The sequence below is a fragment of the Kitasatospora sp. NPDC023118 genome (assembly GCF_055560875.1).
Window position 1 is genome coordinate 148531 of record NZ_JBVHHW010000005.1, and the last position, 12417, is coordinate 160947.

Consider the following 12417-nt stretch of genomic DNA (forward strand, 5'->3'; position numbering starts at 1 on the left):
GCGGAGGACCTTCGGTGAACTCTCTCATTCCGCTGCTGGTGGCGGCTCCGCTGGCCGGCTCCGCCCTGCTGCTGCTCGGCGGCCGAGCGTTCGACCGGTTCGGCCACTGGCTGGCCACCGCGCTCGCCGCGCTCTCGTTCGGCTTCGGCCTGGCGCTGTTCTCGGACATGCTCGGCCGCGACGCCGAGCACCGGGCGGTGACCAGGCACCTGTTCAGCTGGGTCCCGGTGAACGGCTTCCAGGCCGACATCTCGTTCCGGCTCGACCAGTTGTCGATGACCTTCGTCCTGCTGATCACCGGTGTCGGCACCCTGATCCACCTGTACTCGGTGGGCTACATGGCGCACGACGAGCGCCGGCGCCGCTTCTTCGCGTACCTGAACCTGTTCCTGGCGGCCATGCTGCTGCTGGTGGTGGCCGACAACTACCTGCTGCTGTACTTCGGTTGGGAGGGCGTGGGCCTGGCCTCGTACCTGCTGATCGGCTTCTGGCAGCACAAGCCGAGCGCGGCGACGGCGGCGAAGAAGGCCTTCATCGTCAACCGTGTCGGCGACATGGGCCTGTCGATCGCGATCATGCTGATGTTCGCCGAGTTCGGCTCCTTCGCCTTCGACCCGCTCTTCGGCGGGGCGTCCCAGGCGAGCGAGGGCAAGCTGACCGCGATCGGCCTGCTGCTGCTGCTGGCGGCCTGCGGCAAGTCGGCCCAGGTGCCGCTGCAGTCCTGGCTCGGGGACGCGATGGAGGGCCCGACCCCGGTCTCGGCCCTGATCCACGCGGCCACCATGGTGACCGCGGGCGTCTACCTGATTACCCGCTCCTCGGTGATCTTCAACCTGGCGCCGGACGCCCAGACCGCCGTGGTGGTGGTCGGCGCGGTCACGCTGCTGTTCGGTGCGATCGTCGGTTGCGCCAAGGACGACATCAAGAAGGCGCTGGCCGGCTCGACCATGTCGCAGATCGGCTACATGGTGCTGGCGGCCGGGCTGGGCCCGATCGGCTACGCCTTCGCGATCATGCACCTGGTGACCCACGGCTTCTTCAAGGCCGGGCTGTTCCTCGGCGCCGGGTCGGTCATGCACGGCATGAACGACGAGGTGGACATGCGTCACTACGGCGGCCTGTGGAAGCACATGAAGGTCACCTTCGTCACCTTCGGCCTCGGCTACCTGGCGATCATCGGCTTCCCGGGCCTGTCCGGCTTCTTCTCCAAGGACAAGATCATCGAGGCCGCCTTCGCCAAGGGCGGCACCGAGGGCTGGATCCTCGGCCTGTGCGCGCTGGTCGGCGCGGCCGTCACCGCGTTCTACATGACCCGGGTGATGCTGCTGACCTTCTTCGGCGAGAAGCGCTGGCAGCCGGACGGGGAGGGCAACCTCCCGCATCCGCACGAGTCGCCGAGGACGATGACCCTCCCGATGATCCTGCTGGCCGTCGGCTCGGTGTTCGCGGGCGGGTTGTTCGCCTTCAACGACTCCTTCCTGAAGTGGCTGGAGCCGGTCACCGGGCACAGCGAGGGCAACTCACCGCTCGGCTCCTTGACCGTCACCGGGCTGACCACGGCTTGCATGCTGGCCGGCGTCGGCCTGTCGTACCTGATGTACGGGCGCTCACCCGTCCCGGTGGTCCCGCCGGTCGGCTCCCCGCTCACCCGGGCCGCCCGACGCGACCTGCTGCAGGACGACTTCAACCACGCCGTGCTGGTGCGGCCGGGCTCGGCGCTGACCGCGACGCTGGTCTACTTCGACAGCCGCGGCCTGGACGGCTTCGTCAACGGCCTGGCCGCCGTCATCGGGGGCCTGTCCAGTCGGATGCGGCGGGTCCAGAACGGCTTCGTCCGCTCGTACGCGCTCTCCATGTTCGGCGGCACGCTGGTGCTGGTCGCCTCGACTCTCCTGATGAGGTCCGTGTGATGACAGTTACTCGCCCGCTCGCCTCCGGGCGCTCCGACCCGGCGACGACGCTCTTCGCTCCGGCACTCCCTCCTTCGTCGGTCGCTGGTCGCTCCTCGCTTTCGGCACCGGCGCGCCCTTCGGCTCGGGGCGGGGAATCGCGCTGGGGGGTGGGCGCATGAGTGCTCTGCTGACCGCCACCTGCGTCGTCCCGGCAGTCGGTGCGGTGGTGACCGCCGCCCTGCCGGCCGGGACGACCGAGGCCCGGCGCACCAACGCCAAGGCCGTCTCCCTGGTCTTCTCCACCGCCACCCTGGCGCTGGCCGCCGTGGTGGCGGCCCGGTTCGACCCGCACGGCGCCCGCTACCAGCTGACCGAGTCGTACAGCTGGATCCGCTCCTTCGGCATCACCTTCTCGCTCGGCGTGGACGGCATCGGCGCGGTGCTCGCCCTGCTGACGGCCGTCCTGGTGCCGATCATCATGCTGGCCTCCTGGCACGACGCCGATCCGGGTCCGACCGGCCCCGACGGCACCGTCGACCCCGGCACCTTTGAGCGGCGCCGCCGGACCCAGGGCTTCTTCGCCCTGATCCTGGCGGTGGAGGCGATGGTGATCGTCTCCTTCTACGCCACCGACCTCTTCCTGTTCTACGTGTTCTTCGAAGCCATGCTGATCCCGATGTACTTCCTGATCGGCGGCTTCGGCGACCGGGCCGGCGGCCCCGAGTCGGCGCGCCAGCGCTCCTACGCGGCCGTCAAGTTCCTGCTGTACAACCTGCTCGGCGGCCTGGTGATGCTGGCCGCCGTGATCGGGCTGTACGTGATCGCGCAGGACCAGGGCTTGGGCACCTTCGACCTGCCGGCCCTCACCAGCGCGATCGCCGACGGCAAGCTGCAGCTGACGGGCACCGCCGAGAAGGCACTGTTCCTCGGCTTCTTCTTCGCCTTCGCGGTGAAGGCCCCGCTGTGGCCGCTGCACACCTGGCTGCCGAACGCGATGGGCGAGGCCACCGCCGGTACCGCCGTGCTGATCACCGCGGTGGTGGACAAGGTCGGCACCTTCGCGATGCTGCGGTTCTGCCTCGGGCTGTTCCCGCACGCCTCGCAGACCTTCGCCCCGGCGATCCTGGTCCTCTCGCTGATCGGGATCGTCTACGGCGCGCTGCTGGCGGTCGGCCAGAAGGACATCAAGCGGCTGGTCGCCTACGCCTCGATCTCGCACTTCGGCTTCATCATCATGGGCATCTTCGCCATGACCAGCCAGGGCCAGAGCGGCGCGACCCTCTACATGGTCAACCACGGCATCTCCACCGCCGCGTGGATGCTGGTGGCCGGCTTCCTGATCTCCCGCCGCGGCTCGCGGCTGATCGCCGACTACGGCGGCGTGCAGAAGGTCGCCCCGGTGCTCGCCGGGACCTTCCTGATCGGCGGTCTGGCCACCCTGTCGCTGCCGGGGCTGGCCCCGTTCGTCAGCGAGTTCCTGGTGCTGGTGGGCACCTTCACCCGCTACCCGGCGATCGGCATCGTCGCCACCTTCGGCATCGTGCTGGCCGCGCTGTACGCCCTGCTGCTGTACCAGCGCACCATGACCGGCCCGGTGAAGGACGGGGTGCGCACGATGCCCGACCTCAAGGTCCGCGAACTCGCCGTGGTGGCGCCGCTGGTGGCGCTGACGATCCTGCTGGGCGTGTACCCCAAGCCGCTCACCGACCTGATCAACCCCTCGGTGAACGCGACGCTCTCGCAGGTCCACCAGACCGACCCGGCGCCGGCCCACCCGGTCGCCGCCACCTCAGGAGGTGAGCAGAAGTGAGCGTCACCGCAGTGCTCGCCGCCGCCGGCGGCAGCACCCCCAGCATCCCGGCGCCGCACATCGAGTACGGCCAACTCTCCCCGATGCTGGTGGTGTTCGGCGCCGCCGTGGCCGGCATCCTGGTCGAGGCCCTCGTACCCCGGCGGCTACGGCACTGGACCCAGGTCTCGCTCGCCCTGCTCGCCCTGACCGGCGCGTTCGTCGCCGTGGTGGTGCTGGCCGCGCAGGGCCACGGCTCGCCGCGGATCGACCTGCTGGCCATGGAGTCGGTCGCCCTGGACGGCCCGGCGCTGTTCCTGCAGGGCGTGATCCTGCTGGTCGCCGTGGTCGCGGTGCTCACCTACGCCGAGCGCAGGCTGGAGCCCAAGGCCGGCGGCCTGCCCGCCGACGCCTTCGCCGCCCAGGCCGCCGCCACCCCCGGCGGCGAGCAGGAGCGGGCCGCGATCCGGGCCGGCTTCACCACCAGCGAGGTCTTCCCACTGACCATGTTCGCGGTCGGCGGCATGCTGCTCTTCCCCGCCGCCAACGACCTGCTGACGATGTTCGTGGCGCTGGAGGTCTTCTCCCTCCCGCTCTACCTGCTGTGCGCGCTGGCCCGCCGCCGTCGGCTGCTCTCCCAGGAGGCGGCGGTCAAGTACTTCCTGCTCGGCGCCTTCGCCTCGGCCTTCTTCCTGTTCGGCACCGCGCTGCTGTACGGCTACGCCGGCAGCGTGAAGCTCGGCGACATCGCGGACGTCATCTCCGGCAAGGCGATGACCACCCCGGCGCAGCTGAGCACCACCCAGAGCGACGTGCTGCTGCTGACGGGCCTGGCGATGCTGGCGGTCGGTCTGCTGTTCAAGGTCGGCGCGGTGCCGTTCCACTCCTGGATCCCGGACGTCTACCAGGGCGCGCCGACCCCGGTGACCGGCTTCATGGCGGCGGCCACCAAGGTCGCGGCCTTCGGGGCGTTCCTGCGGCTGTTCTACGTGGCCTTCCCGGGCCTGCGGCTGGACTGGCGCCCGGTGCTGTGGGGCGTGGCGATCCTCACCATGGTGGTGGGCGCGGTGCTGGCGGTGACCCAGCAGGACGTCAAGCGGCTGTTGGCGTACTCCTCCGTCGCGCACGCCGGGTTCATCCTGACGGGCGTGATCGCCGTCAACAAGCAGGGACTCTCCTCGGTGCTGTTCTACCTGCTGGCGTACTCCTTCGTGACGCTCGGCGCCTTCGCCGTGGTCACCCTGGTGCGCGACTCCAAGGGCGAGGCGACCCACCTGTCCAGCTGGGCGGGGCTGGGGCGGCGCTCACCGCTGGTGGCGGCGGTGTTCGCGCTGTTCCTGCTGGCCTTCGCCGGGATTCCGCTGACCTCCGGCTTCACCGGGAAGTTCGCGGTGTTCCAGGCGGCGGCGGCAGGCGGGGCGACGCCGCTGGTGGTGGTCGGTGTGCTGAGCTCGGCGGTGGCCGCGTTCTTCTACATCCGGGTGATCGTGCTGATGTTCTTCTCCGACCCGAAGCCGGGCGGCCCGACGGTGGCGATCCCGAGCGCCTTCACCGCGACCGCGATCGGGGTGGGGGTACTGGTGACGCTGGGTCTCGGCCTGCTGCCCCAGTACTTCCTGGACCTTGCGTCCAAGGCCTCGCTGTTCGCGTACTGACCGTCACCGGTCGGTTTGCTGGAGATCGGTCCGGAAGTGCGGGCCGATCTCCAGCCTTTATTTCCAGACGAATTCGCCCCCACCGCCGCAATGCCCGGAGAGCCGTTCTGACCAGGGCTTCCGTCCCGATCACGACAGGATCCGCACGCCCGTGCAGTGATCCACTCGCGACCGGATACCCTGCCTGTATGGCCAGCGGCGGCACTCAGGGACCAGGCCGCTAGATCGACCAGGGACAGAGGAGTGGTCTTCGTGACCGTCGTGGAACCCTTCGGGCTCAGCGTGCAGGACCGCGACCTGACCCGGGACATCCAGGCCGGACTGGACGCGGTGGAGACGGCGCTCACCGCCGCCGTCAAGAGCGATGTCCCCTTCATCACCGTCACCGCCAGTCACCTCCTGCAGGCCGGCGGCAAGCGCTTCCGTCCGCTGCTCCTGCTGCTGGCCGCCCAGTTCGGCGACCCGAGCGCGCCCGGCGTGGTGCCCGCCGCGGTGGTGGTCGAACTGACCCACCTTGCCACGCTCTACCACGACGACGTCATGGACGAGGCCCCGGTGCGCCGCGGCGCCGAGAGCGCCAACTCCCGCTGGGACAACTCGGTCGCCATCCTCACCGGCGACTTCCTCTTCTCCCGCGCCTCCCAGGTCCTGGCCGACCTCGGCCCCGAGGCGGTGCGGATGCAGGCCGAGGCCTTCGAGCGGCTGGTCACCGGCCAGATCATGGAGACCCGCGGCCCCGGCCCGGAGGCCGACCCGCTGCTGCACTACCTGGACGTGCTGGAGGGCAAGACCGGATCGCTGATCGCCGTCTCCTGCCGGATAGGAGCGCAGATGGCCGGCGCCGAGCCCTGGCAGGTGGACACCCTGGGCGAGTTCGGCGAGCGGATCGGCATCGCCTTCCAGCTGGCCGACGACGTGCTGGACATCGCCAGCGACGGCCACGAGTCCGGCAAGACCCCCGGCACCGACCTGCGCGAGGGCGTGCCCACCCTGCCGACCCTGCTGCTGCAGCAGATGCCGGCCGACCCGGCCGACCCGGACGACGCGCGGCTGCGCGAGCTGCTCACCCAGGACCTCGCCGACGACGGGCTGCACGCCGAGGCGCTGCGCCTGCTGCGCCGCCACCCCGCGCTGGAGCGCGCCCGCCGGGAGACCCTGCGGCACGCCGAGGAGGCCCGGGCGCTGCTCGCCCCGCTGCCGGACTGCGCGGCGAAGGCGGCCCTGGAGGGGCTCTGCGACGCGGTGGCGATCCGCACCATGTGACCGGGCCGATCCGGTCCTCGGTCTCCGGCGGCGTGCGCGGATGGGTGAGACTGACTCCCGTCAGCTCACGCCTGCCCGGAAGGTCACCATGCGTCGCGTCGTCATCGCCGAGGACTCCGTACTGCTGCGGGAGGGTCTGACCCGGCTGCTCACCGACCGGGGCCTGGAGGTCGTGGCGGGCGTCGGGGACGGCGACGCCCTGGTGAAGACCATCCACGACCTGGCGGCGGCCGACGCCCTGCCGGACGTGGTGGTCTCCGACGTGCGGATGCCCCCGACCCACACCGACGAGGGCCTGCGTGCCTGTGTGGAGCTGCGCGGCCGCTACCCGCAGCTGAACGTACTGGTGCTGTCGCAGTTCGTGGAGGAACGTTACGCCTCCGAGCTGCTGGCCGGCTCCACCCGGGGCGTCGGCTACCTGCTGAAGGACCGGGTCGCCGAGGTGCGCGAGTTCGCCGACGCGGTGGTCCGGGTCGCCGAGGGCGGCACCGCGCTGGACCCGGAGGTGGTGCAGCAGTTGCTCAGCCGCAGCCGCAAGGGCGACGTTCTGGCCAATCTCACCCCGCGCGAGCGCGAGGTGCTCGGGCTGATGGCGGAGGGCCGCACCAACGCGGCGGTGGCCAAGCAGCTGGTGGTCTCCGACGGCGCGGTGGAGAAGCACGTCAGCAACATCTTCCTCAAGCTGGGCCTGGCCCAGAGCCCGGAGGACCACCGTCGGGTGCTCGCGGTGCTCACCTACCTGAACTCCTGACCCGCGGCCCGAGGGGCCTCGCGGCACCGGCCGTCGGAGCGCGGAATGATCTCCGGCGGCCGCGTGTTGTCGCTATGTGCGGCACGGACGTGGGCGGGTGCAACTTCCTGTCGGAGTTCCGGCCGGGCTCAAGGTCGCACGCATAGGATGCGAGCGGTGCACCAGGCGGACGGGGCACGGGGCCGCGCCCGCGGTGGTGTGCCCACGAGGAGGTCCGCGGCAGTGACCAGTCAGGTCGATCAGTCAGAGGCAGTGGACGGATCGGGCGGCGACGAGGGTCGTACCGGCAACGGTGACGGACACCCCGGCGCGAACGGGCCCGCCGGTCCGCACGGCCCGGGTGGCCCGCCGGCGAAGCGCGCCAAGCCCATCCGCAGACTCGACCGGGTGATCATCCGCTTCGCCGGTGACTCCGGTGACGGCATGCAGCTCACCGGTGACCGGTTCACTTCGGAGACGGCCGCCTTCGGCAACGACCTCTCCACGCTGCCGAACTTCCCGGCCGAGATCCGGGCCCCCGCCGGCACCCTGCCGGGCGTGTCGTCCTTCCAGCTGCACTTCGCCGACCACGACATCCTCACCCCGGGCGACGCCCCGAACGTACTGGTGGCGATGAACCCGGCGGCCCTGAAGGCGAACCTGCCCGACCTGCCGCGCGGCGCGGAGATCATCGTCAACACCGACGAGTTCACCAAGCGCGCGCTGTCCAAGGTCGGCTACGCGGCCGACCCGCTGGGCGACGGTTCGCTGGACGGCTTCCACCTGCACAAGGTGCCGCTCACCACGCTGACCCTGGAGGCGCTCAAGGACAGCGGGCTGGCCCGCAAGGACGCCGAGCGGGCGAAGAACATGTTCGCCCTGGGCCTGCTGTCCTGGATGTACCACCGGCCCACCCACGGCACCGAGACCTTCCTGCGCGGCAAGTTCGCCAAGAAGCCCGAGATCGCCGAGGCCAACATCAGCGCCTTCCGGGCGGGCTGGAACTTCGGCGAGACCACCGAGTCCTTCGCGGTCTCCTACGAGGTGCCGCCGGCCAAGCTCCCCGCCGGGCGCTACCGCAACATCTCCGGCAACCTCGCCCTCTCGTACGGGCTGGTGGCCGCCGCGCAGCGCTGCGGCCTGCCGCTCTACCTGGGCTCGTACCCGATCACCCCGGCCTCGGACATCCTGCACGAGCTGTCCAAGCACAAGAACTTCGGGGTGCGCACCTTCCAGGCCGAGGACGAGATCGCCGGCATCGGCGCGGCGCTCGGCGCGGCCTTCGGCGGGGCACTCGGCGTGACCACCACCTCCGGGCCCGGGGTCGCACTGAAGTCCGAGACCATCGGGTTGGCCGTCTCGCTCGAACTGCCGCTGCTGATCGTGGACATCCAGCGCGGCGGCCCGTCCACCGGCCTGCCGACCAAGACCGAGCAGGCCGACCTGCTGCAGGCCATGTTCGGCCGCAACGGCGAGGCCCCGGTGCCGATCGTCGCCCCGGCCACGCCCGCCGAGTGCTTCGACGCCGCGCTGGAGGCGGCCCGGATCGCGGTGACCTACCGCACCCCGGTGTTCCTGCTCTCGGACGGTTACCTGGCCAACGGCTCCGAGCCCTGGCGGATCCCGGCCGTCGACGAACTGCCGGAGATCGACCCGCAGTTCGCCACCGGCCCGAACCGCGAGGACGGCGCCTTCTGGCCCTACCTGCGCGATCCGCACACCCTCGCCCGGCCGTGGGCGGTGCCCGGCACGGCCGGTCTGGAGCACCGGATCGGCGGCATCGAGAAGCAGGACGGCACCGGCAACATCTCCTACGACCCGGCCAACCACGACTTCATGGTCCGCACCCGGCAGGCCAAGGTCGACGGCATCACGGTCAAACCGGTGGAGGTCGACGACCCGACCGGCGACGCCCGGGTGCTGGTCCTCGGCTGGGGCTCGACGTACGGCCCGATCACCGCGGCGGTGCGCCGGGTGCGCGCGGACGGCGGCGAGATCGCCCAGGCACACCTGCGCAACCTCAACCCCTTCCCGGCCAACCTGGGCTCGATGCTGCGCAGTTACGAGAAGGTCATCGTGCCCGAGATGAACCTCGGACAGCTCGCGCTGCTGCTGCGGGCGAAGTACCTGGTGGACGCCGAGTCCTACAACCAGGTGCGCGGACTGCCGTTCAAGGCGGCGCAGTTGGCGGACGTGCTGTGGGCGGCGATCGGCACCCTGGACGAGGAGGACCACCGATGAACGAGAACGGCTTCCCGTCCCTGCGGCTGGTGCCCAAGGCCGAAGGGCCGCAGAGCGCCCGGGACTTCAAGACCGATCAGGAGGTGCGCTGGTGCCCCGGCTGCGGGGACTACGCGATCCTGGCGGCGGTGCAGTCCTTCATGCCGGAGCTCGGCATCAAGCGCGAGAACACCGTGTTCGTCTCCGGCATCGGCTGCTCCTCGCGCTTCCCGTACTACATGAACACCTACGGGGTGCACTCGATCCACGGCCGGGCGCCGGCGATCGCGACCGGGCTGGCCTCCTCCCGGCGGGACCTGAGCGTCTGGGTGGTGACCGGTGACGGCGACGCGCTGTCGATCGGTGGCAACCACCTGATCCACGCCCTGCGGCGGAACGTCAATCTGAAGATCCTGCTGTTCAACAACCGGATCTACGGCCTCACCAAGGGCCAGTACTCACCGACCAGCGAACTCGGCAAGATCACCAAGTCCACCCCGATGGGCTCGCTGGACGCACCGTTCAACCCGCTGTCGCTGGCGATCGGCGCGGAGGCCTCCTTCGTGGCGCGCACCATCGACTCGGACCGCCAGCACCTGCAGTCGGTGCTGCGGGCGGCGGCCGAGCACGAGGGCACGGCACTGGTGGAGATCTACCAGAACTGCAACATCTTCAACGACGGCGCCTTCGAGGTGCTGAAGGAGCCCGGCACGCGCGACGAGGCGCTGATCCGGCTGGAGCACGGCCAGCCGATCCGCTTCGGCGCCGAGGCGGCCAACGGCGTCTTCCGGGGGCCGGACGGCGAGCTGTTCACCGCCCCGGTCACGGCGGACAACGAGGCGCGGGTGCTGGTGCACGACGCCCACGCGGCGAGCCCCGCCACCGCCTTCGCGCTCTCCCGGATCGCCGACGCGGACACCCTGCACCACACGCCGATCGGCGTGCTGCGCAGCGTCCCGCGGCCGGTCTACGACGAGCTGATGGAGAGCCAGCTGGCCACCGCCGTGGCCCACCGGGGGCCCGGCGACCTGGCGACCTTGCTGGCGGGCAACGACACCTGGACGGTGGACTGACCGTCACCCGCTCACGAGTTGGCGCCCCCGTCCGACACCGGACGCGGGCGCCTTCTCGTTCCGGCTACTTCCTGGCCCGGTTGCGGCTACTGCTCGACCCACTCGACCAGCTCGACCACGACCCCGTTCGGGTCGGCGACCTGGAACAGCTTCTCGCCCCACGGCTCCTCGCGCAGCGGCAGGCTGATCGCGACCCCCTCGCCGCGCAGCCGCTCCTCCTCCGCGGCGATGTCCTCGACGGTGAACGCCAGGATCACCCCGTCCGCCGTCCGGTACCGCTGGTCCTCGGGCAGGACCTCCAGACCGCGCCGCAGGTAGACGACACCGACCCCGCCGCCCGGGTGGACCAGCGAGACGAAGCCGTCGGCGGACATCTGCTCGGTGTAGCCGAAGTGCCGCTGGAGGAAGGCGGCTGAGGTGGTGACGTCCTCGACGGTCAGGGAGACGGCGGTGCTGGTGATCTGCATTGGCGGAGCCCTCTCGTCCGTGCGCACAGTTATCCCGTACGCAGTACACTATACACAGTACGGAGAATCTCGCCAGGGGAATCCACATCATTCGCGCCCATGTTCGAGAAAGTCCGGCGGCGAACCGCATGTCGCCGCTAGGGTTGGAAGATCGCATCGAGCATGGGGGGTCGATCCGATGTCGGACGCCGGATTCGAGGTCTCACCGGAGCAGTTGAGGTCCTCGGCGGCCAACGCTTCGTCCATCACCGCGGGGCTGGCCAAGCCGGTCCAGACCGCGAGCACCGCCTCAGGGAACGCCGAGACGGCCCTGGAGGGCTGGCAGGTGTCCGGGCAGCTGACCGCCGTGGTGACCGCGTGGACCCAGGGCGTGGAGAAGATCCGTACCGCGCTGGGCGCGGACGAGGAGGCGCTCCGTACGGCTGCCGACAACTACGGCAAGACCGAGCACGGGACTGCCAAGGCCCTCGAATAGGACGACAGGGGAAGAGGGGGCTCCCGTGGTGGACTTCGCGCGCCTGCGTGACGTGAAACCGGAGTCGGTGACGGAGGCCGGCAAGGACTGGCAGGCCGTCGCCAAGGCGTTCGACCAAGCGCGCCAGCACATCGAGGAGTCGGTGCTCAAGCCGCTCGGGACCTGGACCGGCCCGGCCGCGACCAGCGCCCGGCACTCCTTCGGCCAGCAGGAGTTGCAGCTGCAGGTGGCCGCGCTGGAACTCCAGGCGGTCCAGCAGGTCTTGGACGGCTTCGTCCAGGCGGTGACCGCCGCCCAGCAGGAACTGCAGTGGGCGCTGACGGAGGCGAGCAAGCGCGGCCTCACGGTCGACGCGAACGGCACTGTCACGGCGACGCCGACGCCGGTCGACCAGCTGCCCAAGAACGCGGCGCTCCGCCAGGAGGCCGCCGACTCCTACCGGGCCGAGGTCGCCTACGCCGCGACCCTCACCGCCGACATCGCCGCCGCCGTCTAGGCCGCCACCCAGGCGGATACCAAGTGCGCGGCCGAACTGGGCAAGCTGGCCGGGGAGTCCAAGCTCCTCGACGGCAGCGGGCGCACCGGCCTGGCGGGCGCGGTCCAGGCCGCCGCCAAGGACCTCGGCGAGGCCACCCGGCTCGCCGGGACCGTCGAGGGGGACGCCGTCCCCACCGACCCGGCCGCCCGGGCCGCCTGGTGGGGCGCGCTGTCGCCGGACCAGCGGAACCTGTTCCTGGACGCGGCGCCGTGGAAGGTCCAGGCGCTGCCCGGGGTACCGACGCTGACGGATTATTACAAGCAACTTGCCCTGCGGAAGGCCGGGATCGACCCGAAGGACTGGAACCCGGACAAG

10 protein-coding genes are annotated in these 12417 nt (G+C 70.7%); 9 read left to right on the top strand and 1 reads right to left on the bottom strand.

The features are described from left to right. Positions 1 to 14 precede the first annotated feature (14 nt). From nuoL to ACZ3UD_RS08795, 7 genes are all read left to right on the top strand, one after another. Positions 15 to 1910, top strand: a complete 1896-nt coding sequence (gene nuoL, locus ACZ3UD_RS08765) for an NADH-quinone oxidoreductase subunit L (RefSeq protein ID WP_465584016.1) — start codon at positions 15 to 17, stop codon at positions 1908 to 1910. 157 nt (positions 1911 to 2067) lie between these two features. Then, positions 2068 to 3702, top strand: coding sequence for an NADH-quinone oxidoreductase subunit M (locus ACZ3UD_RS08770; RefSeq protein ID WP_465584019.1), 1635 nt, complete (start codon positions 2068 to 2070; stop codon positions 3700 to 3702). Further along, the gene (gene nuoN / locus ACZ3UD_RS08775) at positions 3699 to 5336 is read left to right on the top strand and encodes an NADH-quinone oxidoreductase subunit NuoN (protein ID WP_465584021.1); all 1638 of its coding nucleotides are present in this window, start codon (positions 3699 to 3701) and stop codon (positions 5334 to 5336) included. The genes ACZ3UD_RS08770 and nuoN overlap by 4 nt, the downstream gene beginning before the upstream one ends. A 252-nt stretch (positions 5337 to 5588) precedes the next feature. Next, positions 5589 to 6599: a polyprenyl synthetase family protein gene (locus ACZ3UD_RS08780; protein ID WP_465584024.1), complete on the top strand. Its 1011-nt coding sequence runs from the start codon at positions 5589 to 5591 to the stop codon at positions 6597 to 6599. An 88-nt stretch (positions 6600 to 6687) separates the two neighbouring features. Further along, entirely contained in the window at positions 6688 to 7350 is a 663-nt protein-coding gene (locus tag ACZ3UD_RS08785; protein ID WP_380611261.1) for a response regulator, read from the top strand. Positions 7351 to 7572: 222 nt separating this feature from the next. Continuing rightward, positions 7573 to 9570, top strand: coding sequence for a 2-oxoacid:acceptor oxidoreductase subunit alpha (locus tag ACZ3UD_RS08790; RefSeq protein ID WP_465584028.1), 1998 nt, complete (start codon positions 7573 to 7575; stop codon positions 9568 to 9570). After that, entirely contained in the window at positions 9567 to 10622 is a 1056-nt protein-coding gene (locus ACZ3UD_RS08795; protein ID WP_465584031.1) for a 2-oxoacid:ferredoxin oxidoreductase subunit beta, read from the top strand. The genes ACZ3UD_RS08790 and ACZ3UD_RS08795 overlap by 4 nt, the downstream gene beginning before the upstream one ends. Before the next feature lie 86 nt (positions 10623 to 10708). Here the strand turns inward: ACZ3UD_RS08795 and ACZ3UD_RS08800 are convergent, their stop codons facing one another. Next, complete coding sequence (locus ACZ3UD_RS08800; RefSeq protein ID WP_465584034.1) at positions 10709 to 11089, bottom strand: VOC family protein; 381 nt, start codon at positions 11087 to 11089, stop codon at positions 10709 to 10711. 178 nt (positions 11090 to 11267) lie between these two features. On the opposite strand from ACZ3UD_RS08800, the gene ACZ3UD_RS08805 reads away from it, so the two are divergent. Continuing rightward, the gene (locus ACZ3UD_RS08805; RefSeq protein WP_465584037.1) at positions 11268 to 11564 is read left to right on the top strand and encodes a hypothetical protein; all 297 of its coding nucleotides are present in this window, start codon (positions 11268 to 11270) and stop codon (positions 11562 to 11564) included. A gap of 25 nt (positions 11565 to 11589) precedes the next feature. Further along, the gene (locus ACZ3UD_RS08810) at positions 11590 to 12060 is read left to right on the top strand and encodes a hypothetical protein (protein ID WP_465584040.1); all 471 of its coding nucleotides are present in this window, start codon (positions 11590 to 11592) and stop codon (positions 12058 to 12060) included. Positions 12061 to 12417: the final 357 nt, after the last annotated feature.